This window comes from Labilibaculum euxinicum (assembly GCF_009795715.1).
GTDB lineage: Bacteria > Bacteroidota > Bacteroidia > Bacteroidales > Marinifilaceae > Labilibaculum > Labilibaculum euxinus.
Window position 1 is genome coordinate 175,201 of the sequence record NZ_WTCR01000007.1, and the last position, 23,201, is coordinate 198,401.

Genomic DNA, 23,201 nt, shown 5'->3' on the forward strand with positions numbered 1-23,201 from the left:
CACTATATTTTATATACCTATTAAAATTTAACCAACACTTTCTTTCCGTTGTACTTCACCACTTTATCAAACAACATAACAACCTCATCGCCTGCCGCTTTGCCTTTGTCCACTTTAACAATGCCGAAAGTACGCTCTTTAAGCATTCCCGGGAAATTTCCTTCGCGGTCATTGATAGTCAAAACTTTTTCAGCATCATTCCAATTAAAAGTGATGGTTGAATACATGCCTTTCTCATAGTTGTAATTGTCGTTTTCATCTTCGTACAGGGTGAATTCGCCATTGGCACCTTCATAAATACGAATTTCAAGCTTATCCCATTTCTTTTCTGCTGCATACTGCACTTTTGGCCCGAATGGAAGAATGCTGCCAGCTTTTATATATAATGGAATTTTATCAATGGTAGTTGTAGCGGTAATATTCTGTCCTCCTAAGTATTTTTCGTTTGTCCAGAAGTCGTACCACTCTTCCCCAGCGGGCAAATAAACATTTTTAAATTTAGGTTTACAGAAATTAGTTTCTGTATTGCTTTTAGTATCTTCCTTCTCTGCTTTATCCCAACCAGTATCCGCATCAATTTTCAATACTTTTTCCGAGGTATATTGCGCACTATCAATAGGAGCCACTAATATCGACTTGCCAAACATATACTCATTTCTCAAATCTTTTACATTCTCATCATTAAAATCCATTACTAAAGCCCGCATAAAACTTGACTGGTTTTTAGTAACGTCCCATGCAGTACCATAAATGTATGGAAGGAGAGAGTAACGCAATTTAATAGCTTTTTCAATGGCATCGTAAATTGGTTCTCCCTCTTTACCAAACTGATAGATTTCTCTGGGAACATCTGTTCCATGAGAACGCATCATAGGTGTAAATGCTCCAAACTGCAACCAACGAACATATAGTTCCTGATATAAAGGATTTTTTGAACCGGAGCCATCATTCCAATTTTTATTATAGGCTCCTGCAAAGAAACCCCCAATATCGCTGTTCCAGTATGGAATACCACAAAGAGAAAAGTTCAAACCTGCCGGAATTTGATTTCTCAAAGATTCCCAAGACGAACTAACATCACCCGACCATGTATTAGCTCCATAGCGCTGTTGTCCGGCAAAAGCCGAACGGGTTAAAATAAACACGCGCTTATCAGAAGAAACTTCACGCTGATGTTCATAAACCCCGCCAACAGTCATTAACGGATATGCATTACGAACTTTTCTAAATGAGCCCAAATAAGTTTTATTATCCATATCCTGTGCTCTGAAATCAAGATGATCAGGTTCTGTGGAGTCCATCCACCAACCGTCCATCCCCAACTTAAAGATACCTTGGTTTAAATATTTCCAGTATATATCGCGGGCTTCAGGATTATATGGATCATAAGGTTTAACTCCGGATGGATAATCTTTGTTGGGAGGCCAGCTGGTCAGCCCGGATTGAGGCCAGGTTCCAATATTGAGCAACATTCCCTTTGGATTCATTTCACGATAAGGTTTAGTCATAGGGCCAAAGGAAGACCAAATGGAAATAATTATGTGTGCATTCAAGTCATGAATATCATTCACCATTTTTTGCGGCTTTGCAAAATCAGGATTAAGGAACTCCATGGCATTCCACAGGTAATTATTTCCCCAATATTGCCAATCCTGTATAATACCATCGAGTGGCACGCCCAATTCCCTGTATTTTTTAACGACTCCAACTATCTCGTTCTGACTCTTATAACGTTCTTTGCTCTGCCAATAACCAAAAGTCCATAAAGGAAACATTGGCACTTGCCCGGTTAGGTTACGCATACAAGCAATTACACCATCGGAATTGCCACCATACATAAAGTAGTATTCGATACCATCGCCAACTTCTGAACTAAAACTGGTTGACTCACTATTATCCTTAAAGGTGGTAGGAGAGTAATTATCCCAATATACCCCATATCCTTTCTCAGACAAGAAGAAAGGCACGTAATCTTCGGTGTTGTTTTGCACCATTCTTACTTCTTGATTACGTTGCGACATTTTTCCCCGCTGAAGAATTCCCAAGCCATAAATTGCCTCGTTTTCATCCAGAACATATGACTGTGAGACACTATAAGTTGTATCTCCGGCATCAATAAAATCAGTAAATTTACCTCCAAATGCTTTTTCGTTCAACAAAGGTTCTCCTGATATTGTTTTAAATGCCACTTGCCCATTCTTTAAATTTAATACAACACTAATTTTCTTACTCTTCAAGGTAATTTCCTTGCCCATTTCTTGGATATCAAAAATCTCTTCCCGAGGCTGCATAATCACAGAGAGGCTCTTTTTTTCAAACTCGTCACCCTCCGGAAATTTTAATATCCGAACTGTTGATGGTCCATAAAATTGAATTTCTATTTCAGTAGAATTTATTACTGTTTTAATACCCAGATCTGTATGTTTATATGATTGACCTTTACTGGTATTGTATAACGAAAAGACCAGTAAGAGCAATATATACATATGCTTTAATTTCATAATAAAAATATTTTTAATAATCATGCAATTCTTCAAGTTTACCTTTATTTAAAGGTATTTTCAATATTCCATTTTTAAAACTTTAGTTGCAACCACAGTTCCATCTGAATAAAATTCTTTAACTATAAAAATTCCTCTCCGATTATCTAAATCAGTTATTTTTTGTCCTAATAAAGTAAAATATGCAGTTGACGTAACCACAGCGCCAGAACTTGGAATATTATAAATCCCATTCGTTTTTTCTACTTGTCCGAGTAGAGCAATAGTTTTACCAAATGCTCCAGCCGAAGAAAGCTCAATATCCCCACTATACATATTGTCTGTTAAACCGGAAACTAACCTTACATATATAGTAACCAATGAGACTTCACCCTTATTCGGACTAATCGATATCATTTGAGAATATCCTTGTGTCTCTTCTAGTGATATTTCATAATTGGCAGAAGATGTAATGACAATATCATTCGTCAATTTATTACCGGAAACTATAAATTGCTGCACAGTAGATGGTCCTGTATCAATTCCATAATAAAAGTCATTAAGCTCTGTAATATTATTTGAGTTAATATCCTGAATATTAATAGATGGTGGATCATATTCGCTGGAATTAGATAGGAATACAGTATCAATTACAAAAGGATTACTGCCATTAGACCAAAAGCCTGCAATATAAATATGTTCCGAATTAAGAGGTGTACCATCATTCTTCTTTGCATGTTCCAGCATTACAACCACTTCATTTTCATTACCGAACTGATACGAAGCAGGTGATCCCCAATAACTACTACCATCATAAATATTGAATGATATATCGGCAGTATTATTTCCACCTAATCGAGCGATGATATATTTATAACCAGTTAAATCAATTCCTTCATATTGCCAACCTCCAAAACCATATAATCCGGTTTTCAGCGTATTGGTAACTCCATCAAAAGAGCCATTTTCCCAGATATCAGGATTAAATAAATTATTTGTTAACGGAAAAGTGGTTGAAGTAATATTTAATGTCACTTGTTTTTGTGCACCTAAAGGTCCTGTGTAAGCTATATTAATAGTTGCTTCTCCATCCTTAAGTGAGTAAATTCTTCCATTAGAAATTTCAACGACCGAGGGATTGTCAATAGTGTACTCAGCAAGAGATCCTACATTTTCGATGTGCCCATCAGCAAAAACAGCCTTTATTTTTAAACCTACAGAGCTACCTGTTAAAAGTGTTAATTTCTCCCCACTTTCAACAACCAGATCCGATAACGTTAAATAGTCATCTGCAGCACCTTCAAAACTATATTCCTTTGCATATTCTTGATACCAATGATAAACCGGCCATGGACAAGCCTCCGGATCATTTAGAAAGACATAATTCTCACCTTCAGCAGGAGCAATTCCTGTAAAATCATCCAACAGGTCAGGACTTGTAAAAAGGAGCCAACTTACATTGCCGCAACTGTCAACAATCTTCTTCAAATTTGCACCGAAACCATCTCCACCAGCAATACCGGTAATATCTTTACCCCAGGATGCATTGTATTTTTCCGGCGCCCAATCCATCTCTGTTACCATAATAGGTGCCATATCAGCTATTGGCTGAACCTGATTATTCCATCCATTTTGGAAAGGTTCATAGCCTTGACCACTGTTAAACCACCCTGGATAAACATGTACTGCATAACCAATATTATCACCTTCAATGGGATTAGCTGCATACCCGGCATACAATGACTGATATCCTAATCCCGGTATCCAAAGTATGTTATTTGCACTCTCCCTTACAGCATCAACAATTGCCTGAAAATAGATTTTAAGCTTATCGAAATGACCTTGCGTACCTGCGCCATATGTTCCATCGGATCCAAGTATATCAACTGGTTCATTAGCTAATTCAAACATAATATTAGGATTGTTTTTTAATTTGGGATGTTGAGCAACATATCCCCAAACCTGAATAAGATATTGCTGATATGCATCGCCGATAGCTATCTCTTCGGGACAAACTCCCGGAGGACGCATTACAACGTACAATCCCTTTGAGATTGCATATTCGGCCATGGGGATAAAAACCTGATCGAGATATGTTTTAAACCTATTAAAGTCAAAGGCAGATATATCGTTTTCACCATTAACCTGCACACCCGGAGTATTGGACCAATAGGGATCCATATGCAATCGGATAAAATTCATTTTCCAACCAGCCTGCAATATACCGTCAATTAAGCCTTGATTATAAGTCAAACATGCAGCTACATCAAAGTTGGTCCATTTTGAATTCTGTTCGTTAAACCAAGGAGAGTATGTTTGAGCAAAACCGTGCAAATTTACAATATGACCAGAAACATCTTTTAAATATCTCCCCTCCACATGCAACTGAGGCATTGGCATTTCTTCCCATGCAAATGTGATATTTACATGGAAAATAACTGCTAATACCAAACACAATTTTAAAATTACTGTCTTCATCATGACTATTTTTTTTGTGTGACTTTTAATAATATTGCTTATTAATTACAATTGTACAAACGTTATCAGGCAATCTATCTTCCACCTTTTCCCTTTGGATTTGCGATCTTATTTTCAGTCCACAAAAAGAGAATAGTGTTGCGAACCAAATTTTTGATCGCAACACAGCCTCATTTAGTTAAAAAAATTTATTGCAGGCAACAAACCTTTTTTCCTGTTAAATATTTAATTGTTAAAACTTCATTATACCGATCAGTGTTACTCATACAAATTGTAGAAAAATGTCTATTAACAGATAAACTACAGAACTAATCGACCAAACCTTATGAGTAGATTCTACAAATTTCCGATCTCAACCTACTCATCATTGAAATAATATTTTATTTAAATTATTCCCTGCGTCAAAAAAAATAACCTTGGTAAATAAAAATTTTAAACACTTAAAAAATCCAATAATACTATTATCCTTATTTTGCCCAATCCTTCCCATTAGGTGTCCTGCGCCACTCAAAATATGCATCAAGTACTTTCAATGCTGTTTCACTTGGCACAGCACCTACATGAGGTTTCTGTTGTAAATACATTACCTCTGGAGTTTCATCGCTAAATGCATTCCATTCAGGAACTCCTTCGCCATTAGGATTACCATATTTTGCAAAGTTTGTCCAATAAATACCCATTGCTTCTGATATTTCCAGATCTGATTTTGAAGCATTTTGGGGATCTAAATGCTGAAATACATATGCTACATCTTGCCCATGAGGAGAACCATGTCCATACATAGGTGAATCTTCAGGATAATCTGGATGCTGATCAAAATAGTAATAATAAACTTTTGATTGACCTGTTCGAGATTGAAGCCTTGCCCAACTCCAGGTTTGCCAACCAAAAGCAGCATCACGCATAAGATCCCTAGCAGTTTTTGGCACCGTGTTTTCACCAACTGGATAAGCATTAATTAAAGCATCTGCAAATTCGCCATAGCGTCCTTTTACTCCACTAATATATTGCTCAGGTGTTTTTTCCCAGGAAAAACTAGCTCCTTCATCGGAGTTATAACCGATTAATACAGGTACATCATTGTATTTCCCTTCCTCATAAAGTTTATGTTGGTCGTCAGGAATCACAAATCCATCAACAATTGGCCAGCCACCGGGCATAGTCCACCCCTGTGGGATAAACTTTTCAGCAGGCTTTTCACGTAACTCAGCAATAGATGAAGCTCCATGATTTTTTACATATTCAATACCATCAGCTTCAGCCTGTTTAAGAGTTTTCATATTTTCACCAGGATAAGTAGTTGGGCGTGTTGGCCCAAATGATCCACCACTCTGCGAGATAGCCCCAGAAAAAAGTCCTTTTGCCAATGGTGAAGCACACAGCATACTAACCGAGATGGCTCCTGCCGACTCGCCAAAAATGGTCACCTTATCAGGATCTCCTCCAAATTTGGCAATGTTTTTTTGTATCCATTGTAATCCTGCTATCTGATCTAACAACCCATAATTACCTGACACTTTGTCCGGACTTTCGGCACTAAGTTCAGGGTGAGCTAAAAACCCTAGTTGCCCAACACGGTAAGCCACACTAACCAAAACAACCCCCTTTTTGGCTAACATTTCGCCATCGGAAACAGGATCTGACGTAGATCCAAAACTAAAGCCTCCACCATAGATCCAAACCAGTACCGGAACTTTTTCATCCGGTGTTTTTGCCGGAGTCCAAACATTAAGGTATAAGCAATCTTCACTTTTTCCAGCAACCGGGTTTCCTCCTTGCATAGGGGCAGGTGCAAATTCGATGGTTTGCTTAATACCATCCCACTTTTCTACTTGTTGAGGAGCCTTCCAACGCAATTCTCCAACCGGAGGTTTTGCAAAAGGAATTCCTTTAAAAATGGTTAAACCATTAGCAATAGTTCCCTGTAAAATTCCCTCGTCAACCTTAACCTGCCCGGGTTCTAAGGATGTACAAGAAGCAGCTACTGCTAGAATAAATAAACTAGCTAATATTCTAATATTTCTCATCTGGTTATATTTTTCTTATTTAAATAATTTTGGTGCAAACTCTTTCAAACTACGGCGCCAAGTCAAAAATTCGTGACCTGTGTTCTCCGAAACATATGAAACGGCATTAAAACCTGCCTCCTTTAAACTCTTAACAGAACTATTTACACGTTCAGGATTTTCACGGCTACCACAACTTTCGAAAATCAATTTCACTGTTGATTTGTCTTTTATATCCTCAGGAGCATAAACCCCACCACTTAATAGTGCATAATATGAAAAAACTGCTGGTTTATTTAATGTAATCAACTTGGTTTCAAAACCTCCCATTGACAAACCGGCCATTGCTCTATTTTCTGCGCCATTTAACGTTCGAAAATTAACATCGATGTACGGAATTAATTCATCTACCAAAACGGTTTGAAACGGGGTAATGTCAAAACTTTTTAACCCTCCTATTTTAGTTTCATTGGTCATGCCGTAAGTCATTACAATAATGAAAGGTTTTGACTTTCCTTCGGCTATAAGATTGTCCATAATCAGATTAGCATGCCCTTGATTTGTCCAGGCTGTTTCATCCTCACCCCAACCATGTTGAAGGTATAAAACAGGATATTTTTCTGTAAGGTTTTTACCATACCCCGGAGGTGTATATACAAAAGCCCTTCGAACAGTATTTGTACTTTTAGATGAAAACAATATTTGCTGAACATTGCCGTGTGGCACATCTTTTAATGCAAAGAAATCGCAGTCATGTGCAGGTATTTCAATACCACTCTCCCAACGGAGCGAACCAAAGTAATTCATCGCCCCCGGGTCGTTAAAAATACCGCCATCGATGGTTAAATGATAGTAATGAAATCCTTCGTCCATTGGACCTTCTGTAGTGCCCATCCAAGAACCATCTTCCATTTTTTCCAATTTTGTGCCCCCCCGGCCACCAAGTCCAAGGCTAACGCGCACGCTACCTGCTTCAGGAACATCAACACGAAAACGAGCGTATCCTTGTGAATTAACTTGAGGATATTCTTTGCCCGGCTGATTTAATTCAGAGGGTTTAAAATCTTCAATTATCTTTGATGGCGGTGTTTGTGCCACACACATCCCTCCTACAAAAGTAAATAAGAGGGCTAGTTTCAAGAAATGCTTCTTTTTCATCATGATTTGTTTTTTGGGTTGAAAGAAAAGTTAAAAAAACAGTCTCCTGCTGATATATTTCTGATTTTATAAACAAACTCTACGAAGATTAAAGAATCCTCGTAGAGAAGATGCCACACATATCACACTAATAATAAATTAGTTAATAGTAATTTTTACCATTTTTAAATTTTTTGCATCAGAGCTATTGCCATAGAAAACTTCGTACTCGCCAGGTGTAACAGCCATTTTACGTTGCTCCCAATCATAAAACTCAAATGAATCAGAAGCTAAATCTATCACTGCCTTTGCAGAACTTCCTGCTTTCACCTCTACTCTTTTGAAACCTTTTAATGTTTTTAAAGGACCATCAATATCATTCACTTTCCGCACATATACCTGAACAATTTCAGTTCCATCCATACTACCTGAATTCTTAACAGTCAAGGTTATCTGAGTGCTTTCACAAGTATTAATACTTGATTTACTTAAACTTGCTGCACCAATTTCAAAATTTGTATAACTTAAGCCAAATCCAAACGGAAAAAGAACATCTGTTGTATATCGATAGGTACGACCTTTCATGGAATAATCTTCAAAATCGCCTAATTTTTCAGAGTTTTTATAAAATGAAATCGGCAATTTACCGGAAGGATTATAATCGCCAAACAGAACATCAGCAATAGCTTGTCCTCCCGATTCGCCGGCATACCAAGCCTGAAGAATAGCATCACACGTCTCGGTTTCGGGAGTTAAAGCAATAGCCGAACCGGAACAGTTAACGAAAATCACTTTTTTACCGGCCTCTTTCAATGCCTTTAAACAGTTACGCTGAACAGATGGTAATTCAATATTGGTACGGTCGCCGCCTTTAAAACCCGGATAAGAAACCGGCATTTCTTCGCCTTCCAGTTCGCCGGAAAGTCCTCCTGCAAATACTACCACATCTATGCCTTTTAGCTTTTTAATTAAGGAGGTATAATCTACGTCAACTTCTTTTCCGAAATTCAGTTCAATATTGGCCTGCCAATCGTTCATTTGAGCATATCGTATTTCAATTTTATACTTTTTACCTGCTTCTACTTTAATAGACATCTTTGAGGAGAGCAAGCGCCAGTTATTGTATTTTCGAATAGTATCGCCATTTACCAACAATTCAAAAGCTCCTGAGGCACCTCCTTTAAAAACAAGATCTTCGGTTTTTTTTGCCACAAATTCGGTTTCATATAGAGCTGAAAAACCCTCAAGTTTTACACCTGATGCAAATTCGTGCTGGCCGGCAGTTGTTAATTTAATTGGATTGGTAATTTGCGTAGTTGCAACAACAGCACCTTCTCTTTCACTATTATTCCAATAGGTAGCTTTAAACCCGGGCTTGCCTTCAAAAGCACATTGCCCAATATAACTTTGGGTAACTTTATCCTCAACTAAATCACAACCTTTATCGTAAAAAAAGGTATTATCGGCCAATTTGGTTTTTATACCGTTAAGAATAGAAATAGTTCTTACCGGTGTACCATTATAATTTCCCCATAACATGGGTTCATTGCCGGCGTTGGGTCCTATAACAGCAATCTTATTCTCTTTTTTGGATAATGGAAGAATATGGTTGTTATTTTGAAGCAAAGTCAGTGACTGGCGAGCCATATCAAGTGCCAATTTTCTGTGTTTTTCATTATTCAAAATTGAAGGAGGAATTTGTGCCCAAGGTACTATTGAATCATCATCAAAATCACCAAGATCAAAACGCCCAATTAAAACACGCATTAAGCTTTTATCTATATCTTCTTCTTTTATCAACCCCTTTTCAACAGCTTTTGGTAATGTCTTATAAGGATAATTATTCCAAACACATTCTACATCGGTTCCAGAAAGAACAGCTTTTGAGGCGGCATGAACAGCATCGGAGGATACTTTATGTGAGGTGAAAAAATCAGTAACTGCCCCACAATCAGAAACGACTAAATACTTATACCCCCACTCTTCGCGAAGAATACGTTGCAAAAGCCTTGTGCTGCCACAACAAGGCTCATCGTCTAAACGCTGATAAGCGCACATCACCTGGCGTACATCACCTTCTTGTACCAAAGCTTTAAATGCCGGAAGGTAGGTTTCATATAATTCCCTGGGATCCACGTCGTTAAGATTCAATTCATGACGACTCCATTCCGGGCCGGAATGTACTGCATAATGCTTTGCACAAGCTAACAACTTACGATATTTAGCATCGGCAGGCCCTTGCAAGCCCTTTACTACCGCAATGCCCATTCGTGAAGTTAAATACGGATCCTCTCCATAGGTCTCCTGTCCGCGCCCCCAACGAGGGTCTCTAAAAATATTTACATTCGGTGTCCAAACTGAAAGACTTAGGAAACGTTTGTTTTCATTACCCATATTAATCCACTCATGGTATTTGGCACGTGCTTCATCTGACACAGCGTCATAAATATCATATAACAATTCATCATTAAATGAAGCTGCCATACCAATAGGTTCGGGAAATACGGTTACATTACCATTATTGGCATATCCATGTAAAGCTTCGCTCCACCAGTTAAATTTCTTAATATCCAGCCGTGGTACAGCGTCTGACTGATCGCACATTAATGTTGCCTTTTCTTCAAGAGTAAGCCTTAAAATTAAATCTTTAGCGCGCTCCCGGGAACTTAATTCCGAGTTTTGAAAAGGATATTTCTGCCCCCAAACAGCAAGAGTCAAAAGAAGATTTAAGACAATTAAAAATCCCCTTTTAAACACGGTAGAATCGATTTGTATTTTCATTTGTTTAAAAATTATCAAAACCACGATAACCTTTGCAATTTATAATCATGCACCTTTGTGCCCAATTATTTGCTCCGGTCATGTTGGTTACATCTGTTTATATTTTATTCTTTAAAGTCAGATGAAACTCGCAAAAGATCATCATCCCCTTGTTTTGGGAAGTTTTATTAATGGCTCGTTTCATTTTATAGATTTATTCGTTAATTCATTGGTTTTAGACTAGCAACAAAACCGCCCCTTGGTAAAGACTTTACAAGAACAATACTTGATTTATCAACCACCATATATTTGGTTTTCAACTCTGTATCAAAACTTCCATCGGCAATTAAAATCAGCTTATATTTCATCCCATCAGGCAAAAAACCAAATTCAACGTTTTGTGTATTTTTTTTATCTTCGGAATAAAGCCCGCCTATGTACCATTGATTCCCTTTTCTTCGAGCCATAACAATGCTTTTTCCAGGATAGCCATTGAGTAGCCTGGTATCATCCCAACTATTTGGCACCTCTTTTAAAAAGTTCTTAACTGCATCCGGCTGATTATAGTATCCCTCGGGACGATCGGCCAGATGTTGAATTCCCGACTCAAACACAACACTCAATGCCAGTTCATGCCCATAAGAGGTAGTATGTGGATACTGAGAATTAGTAAAAGTAACCGGTGTATAGTCCATACTTCCAACAACATTTCGGGTAAAAGGCAATATGGAATTATGTTTTGGTGCAGTAGTCGTAAATTCCGGCCCATTATTATACCATTCAGCCCCACGCACACCTTCGTATGTCATCAAATTAGGATAAGTACGTGCCCAACCTCGCGGTACTAAACAGCCATGAAAATAGACCATTATCTCAAATTGAGCTGCATCCTCCAAAATATCCAGATAATAGTTTATCATATTTTGTTTTTCGCTCTCGAAAAAATCAACTTTCACCCCAACTACGCCCAGCTTCTTTAACTTGGCAAACTCTTCCATGCGGTTTTCATGAGTCAACATCCTGTCTTTTGGTGTAGCGCCAACCCATGTGTGTTCGCCACCCGAGTTGTACCACATCAATGGCTTAACACCTATAGAATGAATGTATTTTAAAGCATCTTCCAATTGCCCGCCGTTACCCATGGCATCCCATTCCCAATCGAGTAAAGTGTATGGCCAATTAAAAGCAGCAGCCAAATCGGCAAATTTGCAAACTGTTTTAAAGTCTTTTGTGCCATGATTATCGGACCAATAATTCCACGAAGCAACACCCGGCTTAATCCACTCCGTATCTTTAATAACAGATGGTGTTGACACATCATTTACCAAAGTAGATTCAACTATATCGGAAAGGCTACCCATAATAATGACCCTCCAAGGAGATTGCCAAGGCAGTGTTACTGTTGGCTGTGTTTCACCGGTACCTCTACCATTCCACTGATCGGGAAAGGTTATTTTATAACTATTTTTATCACCATAGTTCGTGAGTTTTGAGCCACAGTAATTTCGGTTAACATCGGCTTCATGAATTAAAAACCAACACTTTTTATCGGCTGTATTAAAAAGTGCCGGATAACACCAATCCTTTTGAATATTACCATCTACCATTTCAGAGTAGAGCCCCTCATTTGCAGGATTATATTTTTCGAGCCATCTTTTTGTACTATCAGGAATAAAATAAGCTGTTAACTCATCTTTTACCAAGTATGTCCCATTTTTTTCAGGAAATTCGTACCGAAAAGCAATCCCATCATTATAAGCCCTGATAATTAGATTTAATTTTGCCTTCCCGGGATTTTGAAATGAAACAGTTATTTCGTTAGCAGAATTTGTGCATTTAGAACGCTTGCCAAGTAGAGTTGAATAGTTATCGGTTATTAATCGGGCTTTTCCTGTTTTAAGAAATTGTAAATCCCTACTAAAATTCTGGTCACTACGCACCAATCCAAGATTTATTTTAGGAATAATCTGTGTTGATCCATTATTATCATAATTTACCCGTAAAAACCATGTATCTGACACAAACTCATTTGGAGCATTCACCACAACATTTATTTGTTTGTTTGGTGAGGTTACGGATGCAACTTGAGATAATATTGCAGTACTCCACACACATAATAATATTGAAATAAAAAAGAATTTCATTTTTATGCCTATTAATTTTACCTGACTCATTCAACTAAGAAACGCACTATTATCACTTAAATAACACTTGTGAAAAATTATACAGGTTGTTTCGCCATACCGGCCAGGTATGTCCGCCAGGATATTCGCTATATGTATATTTAATTTTTATGTCATCGAATTTGCCCAACATTCTCTGACAGTTTTCCCAGGCAATATCTTCCTTTCCTCCCATTGAAATCCAAAAACACTTCAAATTTTTATTAATCTGCGTTGCATTTTCTTTCATAAAATCATACTCTTTATTTGCAATATCGTCTTGCATCGGATGAATCCATCCAGAACTAAATACGCCCAGATACCCAAACAGATCAGTATTGCGCACTCCCGCATAAAGAGTTTGCATTCCACCCATGGATAAACCTGCCAATGCACGTGACTGAGAATCGGTTTTAACACGATAATTCTTTTCAACGAAAGGAATGACCGTTTGCTTTAATTCTGATTCAAAAAGTTTCAGAAAACCCTCACTAAACCCTGACAATGCCAAATTGCCATCTAACATTACAATAACCATAGGTTTCGCTTTTCCTTCGGCAATCAGGTTATCTAAAATCAAATCGGTTTTACCTTGATTTGCCCATCCGCGCTGATCCTCTCCTCCTCCGTGCAGCAAATACAACACAGGATATTTTTCTTTAGTATTCTGAGAATAACCGGGAGGTGTATACATATAAAAATTACGCCACGAGTGGGTTAAATTTGAATAGTAACGCTTGAATCGAATATCGCCGTGAGACACCTCTTTTATTTGGTAGTAATCATCTCCGGCAAAAGGCACCTCAATACCACTTGCCATGCGTCCCATACCGTAAAATGTTTCACTTGAAGGATCAGCCACGGTAACTCCGTCAATAATTAAAGAATAATAATGAATGCCTTCGCTTAAAGAATCGGTGGTAACTTCCCAAAACCCATCAGCCTGCCTTATCATATCATATTTGCGGCCTAAATCAACCTGTATCTTAATTGCTTCCGGTGCCTTAATGCGAAAAACAGCTCTTCCATCAGTCAATATCTTTGGGTATTGAGCTGAACGTACATTTGATTCAGCTCTTTGCCCCTCACTGTTGACACCCGAAAACAGGGCATAATCAACCGACTTAAACAACAACTGTGAAAAATGATATAGATTATCTTTCCACACATTAAAATCGTGGTATCCACCGGCAATCACCTGGTAAATATGAGGTACATTATTCTTTTCCAGATAATCGTGAGTACGCTTACTAAAATTGATCAGGTTATCTTTATCGCCGCATGAGATCCAAAGCAGACTCAAATTTTTAGCGGCATCATTGGGATTTGGCAACAGCTTTTCGGGCTCTTTTGTGTTGGGTGCAGAAGAGAAGCCTCCAATCCAGGCAAACCGATCCATATTACCCAAGCCAAAATTCAAAGTTTGGCCTCCTCCCATGGAAAGTCCGGCGATGGCACGATGTTCCCGATCGGCAAACACGGGATAACTCTTTTCTATGTATGGAATCAAATCACTAATCAAGTCCTCTTCAAATGTTGCAAAAGCTGCCACTTTCAAACTATCATAAATATTCCCTACGGCCCGATCATCTTTCATTGCTCTTCCGTTAGGTAAAACCACAATCATGGGTTCAACCTTTTTTTGTGCGTAAAGATTATCCAGAATTACCTGAGGCTTTCCTTGCACATACCACTCTTTTTCATCACCTCCAATTCCGTGCAGGAGATAAAGGACAGGGTACTTTTTATTCTTTGAAAAACCAGGGGGTGTATAAATAAGAGCGCGCCGATTGCAACCAACAGTTTTCGAAGAATAGGTTATTGTATCAATTTTTCCGTGCAAAATATCAGCATTAACCATATCGTAACCTTGCGGTGCCGATTTCATAATCACCTGACTGTTTACGGCTAAGGTAAACAGCATACTAATTGACAAGAATAAAAAGAGTTTTTTCATTTTTTTTCATTTAAAGCTTTAAATGTCTTCGTTTGTTGTTTTTTAAGTATAACTATTTGATATTTTCCATTTAAATACGGCAAACTAAACAGATACAATAATCCATCATAATAAGGATCGAAATAACCATCGCTATATGGCTCAAATTTGGCATTTCGCAACTCAATTTACGGTAGCCTCCGGCTTCAATAATAAACTCAGGTTCAGTAGCATCAAGATTAAATTGGTCTTCAAATTCAGATATTCCCTAAGATCGTACTAACTCCTGAAACTTATCAGCATAAACCATCTTGAGATTCCAATCACTAAAAGAAAGTCTCGAAGCAGCAAATTAATATTTAGCAACCTGCTCGATATTTATTTTTAGATATTTGATTTGTAAATACAGATAATAACACTTTTATACTTCTTCCCAGTTAATATCCTAAGGCAAACTCAAACATTATTTCTAAGATCGTTTTGATCATATGGAACTTTAAATCTCTCCCCGCTAATATCATAGTTTCATTTTATTTTCAGATAAGCTCAAGGGGAACTCTCAAGTGAACACAAATAACCACACCCTATAAAAAACAATAAATCAACCTTTTATATACTAATAAGAAACTCCCTCTCTCTCCGCATTTTAGGAAGCATCCTAAACCTAAAGCCTGCAAATCAATTGATTTACAGGCTTTTTTTTATCTACTCTATAAACGATTCAATTCCTGTCATTAAACCATCAAGCTCAGCCAAGCCCTTTAATCTGCCGATTAAGGGATAACCGGGATTGTACTGATGTTCGTAATCTGACAGTATTTTAATTCCGTGATCGGGACGAACCGGCATGCGCACATCTTCCCGTCCTTCGGCTATCCGGCGTTTCTGCTCTTTTAATAAAGCACTGATTATTTTTACCATATTCTGGCTTCCCGAGATATGGCCTGACTCATAAAAACTGCCATCTTCAAGCATCTGAGTATTACGCAAATGAACAAAATGAATGCGTTTCGAAAACCGCTCAATAATATGTGGCAAATCATTTTCCCTGCGTGCAGACAAAGATCCTGCACAAAAAGTGATTCCATTATTTACTGATTTATTTGCTTCAAAAAGCCACTCATAATCCTCTTCTTGCCCAATAATTCGAGGAAGACCCAAAACAGGAAATGGAGGATCATCAGGATGAATAGCAAATCGGACTCCTGCTTCTTCAGCCACAGGGATAACGTCATCCAGAAACATCTTCAAATTATTGCGCATCGAATTTTTATCAAGCCCTTTATACTTTTCGATAAACTGCAGAAAAAGTGCTTTTGGATCCGTAACTGAACCATCAATCAAACCATCAATAAATCCTTGAGTAACTACAATAATGTTGTAAGCGAGCTCCTCTGCCTCCTCTTCCGACATTGATTCATATGCCTTGGTTGCTGCTGTCACAATCTCTTGTGGATAATCCTTATCGGCACCGGGTCTTTTTAGGATGTAGATATCGAAAGCCACAAAAGTGGGAAAATCAAAATACATGGATTCACCACCATTGGCCAGCTTGTAATGAAGATTGGTGCGGGCCCAATCGAGAACCGGCATGAAATTATAACAGATCGTATCGATTCCACACTCGCCCAAATTCCGAACAGATTTCTTATAATTTTCAATTAAACGGGGATAATCCTCCGAATGCAGTTTTATTCCTTCGGATACAGGTAAACTCTCTACCACACTCCATCGCATTCCTTTGGATTCTATCAATTCCTTCACTTTAAGAATCTCAGCTTTTTCCCAAATTTCCCCGTTGGGGATGTGGTGTAAAGCGGTAATTACACCTTCAACTCCCATCTGAACCAACATATCCAGCGTAATTGGATCTTTAACACCAAACCAGCGCCAAGTTTTTTCTAATGCCATAATCTATGATTTATACACCACTGAATGAGCTAAAACCTCCATCAACAGGCAATATCACACCTGTGATAAAGGATGCTGCATCAGAGCATAAAAATTGAACTGCTCCATTTAATTCTTTAATATCCCCAAATCGTCCCATTGGCGTACGTGCCAATACTTTTTCACTTCTTTCGGTATATGAACCATCCGGGTTAATTAATACATTCCGGTTCTGATCTCCAATAAAGAAACCCGGAGCAATTGCATTTACACGAATCTTTTCGCTAAACTTCGTTGCCATTTCCATGGCCATCCATTGAGTGAAAATATTGATTCCCGTCTTAGCTACGGAATATCCTAAAACACGGGTAATTGCAGAATAAGTTGCCATTGATGAAATGGTTATTATACTACCTTCCCCTTGTTCAGACATTGCTTCACCAAAAACAAGACTTGGATACACAGTTCCATTCATATTGAGGTTATTTACTTTCTCAAAGTCCTCAATTTTCATATCGAAAACAGTTTGTTGTTCGGTAAGTGTTGCTCCAGGCAAATTACCTCCGGCTGCATTTACTAAAATGTCAACCTTTCCCCATTTATTGATGATTGTTTCCCGAGCTTGTTTGAGCTCATCCATACTTAAAACACTGGATACAAAACCAATGGCCTCGCCACCCAATTCTTCCAACTCCTTTACCCGGTTGTTTACATTTTCTTTCCGGATATCAAGTATGGCAACTTTTACCCCTGCATTAATTAAACTACGGGCAATACTTCCTCCTAATACGCCCCCTCCACCGGTTACTACGGCAACTTTTCCTTTAATTTCAAACATCGTTTAATTTATTTTTAACGTATATTATACGTTATCTAATTTGTATAAATTTTTTTAGCTATTCTCTTTTAATCGATATAAAAAAGCAGGACGCTGTTTTCCGCCGATTGTTTTTTCATTCAGTTTTTCAACCAGTCTCTGAGCCATTACTTTTTTTCTGAAATTTCTATTGTCAATTGTCTGTTGCAGAAACGTTTCATACAAGTACTGCATTTGATTGAGCGGAAATTTTTCAGGCAACAAATTCACTAAAATTGGTTTTCTCCAAATCTCTTCCTTTAACCACTTTAAAGAATAAGAAATCATAGCATTGTGGTCGAAAGGCAATTTTTTAATATGATTCGTTTTACTCCACTTGATTCTTTTTGCATGCGCTCCTGCTATCAATTCAAACTGTTCCGGTTTCACCAAAGCACAATATAATATTGAAACAACTCTGCGATCAGGATAACGATTGGTTTCGCCAAACAAGCCTACTTGTGATAAAAAGAGATTTGACATTCCCGTTAACTCCTTAAGCAACCTATGAGCCGCATCATCGATATTTTCATCGATATAAATATTTCCACCCGGAAGTGACCATTCATTAAATTCAGGCTCCTTATCTCTTTTTATTAATAAGACCTTCAATTCTCCATTCACGTAACCAAATATGGCACAGTCAATTGAAACATTTAACAATATCTCTCCCATTGAATAATTAGTTTACGTACAATATACGTATATTATTTAAATAATAACAACTACTTAATATAGAAAATGGTTGCCCGCGGAATAACGGACAACCATACTTTTATAAGCTTGAAATATTTAATAAAAACAGACTGTTACCTATTTAGCATCATACTCAAACCAGTCAAACTCAGCCTCATTTGTTGACTCATGACCATTGCTGCTGGTATAAAAACCAATCATAGGTCCGGTAAAATCGGTACCGCTCTGACTAGCATTTACAGTAGCATCCTGAATATCGCCAATAGGCTGAAGCGAAGTTTTATCCTTGCCAAAATAAAATTGATATTTTAATTTATTTGCTTTTAATCCCAAGATTAAATTGCCTGATTTAACACACTCCATAGCAACCAACTTTTCATCACCTTCTTTTACGCGATAAAGTTTTACAACATTTTCACCATTCTCTGATGATTTCACTAATCTGAAATTACGTGCATTATTATAAACAGCAACAAAACCAGCTTCTTCGTTATCATTGGCGGGATTAAAATTCACTTTTGTAAAAGATTCAAAAGAAAATTCGCTGATTCGCTGTGCCAATAATGAAGGTTGCTCAAGTTTCGTCATCATTTGAGGACGAGTATCCAAAGTAATTTTGCCTTTTGAAATATCATACCATTTCTCATACGGTGTGCGCAGAAAAACCCATTTCAAAGCCAAATTATCATCATCAAAATCATCGCGAACAGGATACGACTCAACAGGTGTCCAAGGCAAGTTGGGCCTTTTTTCCTCGAAACGCACTTTACCAACTCCACGATTAAACAATGGCCAACCATCTTCAAACTCCATTGGCACAAGATAAGTTTCGCGACCTAATAAATTTTTTCCCTCACACAAACGAACAGCTAACATTACAGCCCACCACTCATTATTTTGTGTTTGAATAATATCGCAATGCCCAACAGCAGAAATAGGATAATCGCGTCCTAAATTACGATGAGTTAATACCGGATTAATGTTTGAAGGTGTATACTTACCATTCACTTTGTCACTTTCAAAAACCGTTATGGCATGATTGAAACTTGTGCCCCCTTCGGCAATCATTAACAGGTACCGGCCATTTACTTTATAAAGGTGTGGCCCTTCGCCCCAAACTGCATTTGTGGCATGACCAAAAGTGGCCTGAACCGGCTCACCCAAAAGTTGTTTTGTCTCCAAATCAAGTTGTTGAATAAAAACTCCATTCTGACCTTCCCATTCACGTTTCCCTGAAATATTATGAGCTCCAACATACCAACAAGTTCCATCATCATCCCAAAAAAGAGTAGGATCTATTCCTGGTGTATTTAGCCAAACAGGGTCACTCCAAGGCCCTGCAGGATCTTTTGCCGTAACGTAAAAATTACCTTTGCAACCTACACAAGTCGTTATCATATAAAATAAACCATCGTGATAACGCAACGTAGGAGCAAAAATACCTCTAGATGCTCTCAATCCTTCATTCAGCTGCAACTGTTCAGGTTTGTCCAACACATGACCTATTTGTTTCCAATTTACCAAATCTTTACTATGGAAAATAGGTACTCCGGGAAACCATTCAAAGGAAGAATTGACCAAATAGTAATCATCATCTACCCGACAAATTGATGGATCGGGGTAAAATCCTTTTAAAATTGGGTTCTCGTAAGTTTTATTCGTTTCTGTGGTATTTTCTTGTGCTCTAAGTGCTGTAATTGCGAGCAAAAATAATATCATCAGTGAAAATACATTCTTCTTCATCAGTTATGCTTTGGTGATTAAAATTCTCAACACGTATCAACTACCAAGTATCTGTTCTAAAAGGAGAAGCAGGCAAGCCTTCCTGATTAAACAGATTTGCTTTATTTGGATTGTCGGCCCAGGCATATCTGATTGCCTTAGGATTTTTCACCTGATCACTCCACACAATTATCTTGTTGCCAACAATTTTTGCTTTTGCCCAGACAAATTTCTTATCCTTCCCTGCTATTGCAAATTCTTTTAGCTCTCCATCTCCTTTCGCCAGAAGCCCGCTTCCTACATTTTCAAAAGAAAGAATTACCTTGTTTTTTTCAACCGTCATAGATTGATACACTGGACCTGAATAAACAACATGATCGTCGCCATAAGCAATCTTTTTTGCCACAAGAAGTAATCTTTCACCTACATCCTTCTTATTAAGTGGATGAATATCGTTCCACTCTCCAATATCAATGGTTACAGCCATTCCTGTATTTGGAATTGACAATATTTTGAGCTGAGCTTCCCTTAACATCGCCCAATTACTTTCTGACGGCTGATCTTTAGGCGACATAAAATTAGGTAACTGAACACATAAAAAAGGAAAATCACCTTGCCCCCATTGCTTTCTCCAATTTTTAATAAGAGATGATAACAGATGTTCATACTCATTGGGGCGACCAGTATTAGACTCTCCCTGATACCATACCGCTCCTTTAATTTTGTAGTTCAATAATGGAGCAATCATTGCATTGTATAAGCCTCCTGATTTCCATCTGATAAAAGTTGGTCCTTGTAAAGGCTCCATTGCCACTCCCAGTTTGTACTTCCATTCTCCTTTAAGATCTATTTGAAAATCATCGAATACGATTTGATATGGCTTACCGGCTACAAAACCACCTCTTCCACCATTACTGATCACACGAATCGAAATCGTATTTTTTCCTTCAACCAATATTCCTGCAGGAATAGTATATCGACGCGGTGGGTATTGGTAGCTGGTTGTTCCTATAAATTTTCCGTTTACAAAGACTGAATCAGCATCAATAATTCGCCCCATATTTAGTAAGCCCTCTTTGTTACAATATTCAGCAGGAATTTCAATCTCTTTTCGAAACCAAACAACGCCATTCACATTTCCCAACTTCCCATCAGCCCAATAACCAGGAATGGTCATGCTACTCCAATCGGAAGTATTACTATCTTTAGCCCGCCAGTTTCCTTTCTGACCTTCGTCATTTACTGCTGATTTTTGATACCAATTATTACTTCTACGATTATCACTTTGCTCAATTGAATCAATTACAGCTTGACTTTTAAATTTTTGCAATTCAGCACTATACAACGGAAACTCTTTAAGTGCTTCTTCATTCAACCATGCTTGTGCCGGAGAGCCACCTAAACTACTGTTAATTATCCCAATAGGAACATTATATTCTGAATTTAATTTTTGGGCGAAAAAATAAGATACTGCTGAAATATTATTAATCGTGTTCTTATTAATATCTACCCAATTTCCATCCGGCAAATCATTTTTAACAGTGTTGAAATTGTATTTCTTTGGCACTTCAAAATATCTGATGTTTCTGTTATCGGCTTTTGCAATCTCTTCCTTGTAAAGAGGACTAACTCTTCGCATAGGCAATTCCATATTGGACTGACCTGAACAAACCCAAACATCACCAACTAAAATATTTTTAAGATGAATCGTATCGCTTGCGCAGATATTCATTGCATAAGGGCCACCGGCTTTCTGTGCAGGAAGCATAACAAACCATTCTCCCTTATCATCGGCAATGGTTTTATACAGAGAATCTCTGTAGTTAACTGATACCTTTTCATTCTTCGCACTCCAGCCCCAAATTTTGACATCCACATTACGCTGAAGCACCAATCCATTTGAGATCAGTTTAGGCAAACGCAACTGAGCTGATACCATAAAAGGCATCAAAAAAAGACTACTCAAAAGAATAAAAGAAAGAGCTTTTCGATTAAAATACATTCCGTAATTTTTTTTAACTATTATTTAAAAATTGAATTCTCTTGTCTTAAACAATCAAAACACATGCCTAATCGGCCATTCCATCAATTGTTTTAATAGAACCATCTTCATTGTATTCTAACTCTGTAACTTTCATGCTGCGAAGCCATGTTTTTCCTCCTGATGGCTTGGAATCATGATGAAACAGGTACCATTTCCCCTTAAATTCGCAAATAGAATGGTGCGTAGTCCAGCCTACTACAGGTGTAAGAATTACTCCTTTGTAAGTAAAAGGACCATAAGGTGAATCTCCAACAGCATAACAAAGCAAATGAGTATTTCCGGTTGAGTAAGAAAAATAATATTTGCCATTGTACTTATGCATCCACGATGCTTCGAAGAAGCGGCGATCATGATCTCCAGCTTTTAAAGGCTCTCCATTTTCATCTAAAATAACAAGGCTTTTAGGTTCTTCGGAAAATTCCAACAGATCATCTGACATTTTTACAACCCGAGCCGGTAATGAAGGCTCTTCATCGGCAGGTTCGGAACCACACTCCTGTGCTTTATTGTTTCGGTAACGTTGCAACTGTCCTCCCCAAAGACCACCAAAATACATATAATGCTGACCATCCTCATCTTCAAAAACGGCAGGATCGATGCTATAACTTCCAATAATAGGGTGCTTTTCAGGAACAAAAGGCCCTTCAGGCTTATCACTTACTGCAACACCGATGCGGAAAATATCTGTTTTATCTTTTACCGGAAAATACAAATAATACTTACCGTTCTTATGAGCAACATCAGTATCCCACATTTGACGACCGGCCCAAGGCACATCCTGCACATCCAAAACAACTCCATGATCTGTTACTTCACCATCTATATCATCCATTGAAAACACATGGTAATCTCGCATATCAAAATGATCGCCATTATCATTTTCAGGTATACCAGATTCAATATCGTGAGATGGATAAATATATAGCTTGCCGTTAAATACGTGTGCTGATGGATCTGCGGTATATAAACCATCAACTAAATACCTTGGGTTCTTCATTATTTTATTTTTTTCAAGCTCTTTTATCAAGCTTTAT

The 23,201-nt window shown here is 37.8% G+C and carries 13 protein-coding genes; all 13 read right to left on the reverse strand.

Annotated elements, in window-relative coordinates; genetic code table 11:
* Nucleotides 1-20: 20 nt before the first annotated feature.
* The 13 genes from GQR60_RS11195 to GQR60_RS11255 all read right to left on the reverse strand — a co-directional run bounded on the left by GQR60_RS11195 (nt 21) and on the right by GQR60_RS11255 (nt 23,164).
* Nucleotides 21-2,501, reverse strand: a complete 2,481-nt coding sequence (locus tag GQR60_RS11195) for a glycoside hydrolase family 31 protein (protein WP_124993003.1) — start codon at nt 2,499-2,501, stop codon at nt 21-23.
* A gap of 60 nt (nt 2,502-2,561) precedes the next feature.
* The gene (locus tag GQR60_RS11200) at nt 2,562-4,961 is read right to left on the reverse strand and encodes a glycoside hydrolase family 5 protein (RefSeq protein WP_124993004.1); all 2,400 of its coding nucleotides are present in this window, start codon (nt 4,959-4,961) and stop codon (nt 2,562-2,564) included.
* 464 nt (nt 4,962-5,425) lie between these two features.
* Entirely contained in the window at nt 5,426-6,985 is a 1,560-nt protein-coding gene (locus tag GQR60_RS11205; RefSeq protein WP_124993005.1) for a carboxylesterase/lipase family protein, read from the reverse strand.
* Between the two features lie 15 nt (nt 6,986-7,000).
* Nucleotides 7,001-8,125 (reverse strand): alpha/beta hydrolase-fold protein, encoded by a 1,125-nt coding sequence (locus GQR60_RS11210; RefSeq protein ID WP_225441394.1) that lies wholly within the window; start codon nt 8,123-8,125, stop codon nt 7,001-7,003.
* A 135-nt stretch (nt 8,126-8,260) separates the two neighbouring features.
* Entirely contained in the window at nt 8,261-10,882 is a 2,622-nt protein-coding gene (gene xyl3A, locus GQR60_RS11215) for a xylan 1,4-beta-xylosidase (RefSeq protein ID WP_124993006.1), read from the reverse strand.
* A gap of 200 nt (nt 10,883-11,082) precedes the next feature.
* Nucleotides 11,083-13,005 carry a glycoside hydrolase family 97 protein gene (locus GQR60_RS11220; protein WP_124993007.1) on the reverse strand — a complete coding sequence of 641 codons (1,923 nt, stop codon included), beginning with the start codon at nt 13,003-13,005 and terminating at the stop codon, nt 11,083-11,085.
* A gap of 52 nt (nt 13,006-13,057) precedes the next feature.
* Entirely contained in the window at nt 13,058-14,980 is a 1,923-nt protein-coding gene (locus GQR60_RS11225; protein ID WP_124993008.1) for an alpha/beta hydrolase-fold protein, read from the reverse strand.
* Between the two features lie 684 nt (nt 14,981-15,664).
* Entirely contained in the window at nt 15,665-16,870 is a 1,206-nt protein-coding gene (gene uxuA, locus GQR60_RS11230) for a mannonate dehydratase (RefSeq protein ID WP_124993009.1), read from the reverse strand.
* A gap of 10 nt (nt 16,871-16,880) precedes the next feature.
* The gene (locus GQR60_RS11235) at nt 16,881-17,687 is read right to left on the reverse strand and encodes an SDR family oxidoreductase (protein WP_124993010.1); all 807 of its coding nucleotides are present in this window, start codon (nt 17,685-17,687) and stop codon (nt 16,881-16,883) included.
* Between the two features lie 54 nt (nt 17,688-17,741).
* Nucleotides 17,742-18,380, reverse strand: a complete 639-nt coding sequence (locus GQR60_RS11240; protein WP_124993011.1) for an NUDIX hydrolase — start codon at nt 18,378-18,380, stop codon at nt 17,742-17,744.
* A 138-nt stretch (nt 18,381-18,518) separates the two neighbouring features.
* A complete protein-coding gene (locus tag GQR60_RS11245) occupies nt 18,519-20,144 on the reverse strand; it encodes a glycoside hydrolase family 43 protein (RefSeq protein ID WP_124993012.1) in 1,626 nt (541 codons plus the stop codon).
* Nucleotides 20,145-20,184: 40 nt separating this feature from the next.
* A complete protein-coding gene (locus GQR60_RS11250) occupies nt 20,185-22,125 on the reverse strand; it encodes a sialate O-acetylesterase (protein WP_225441395.1) in 1,941 nt (646 codons plus the stop codon).
* A gap of 67 nt (nt 22,126-22,192) precedes the next feature.
* A complete protein-coding gene (locus GQR60_RS11255) occupies nt 22,193-23,164 on the reverse strand; it encodes a glycoside hydrolase family 43 protein (RefSeq protein WP_191991614.1) in 972 nt (323 codons plus the stop codon).
* Nucleotides 23,165-23,201: the final 37 nt, after the last annotated feature.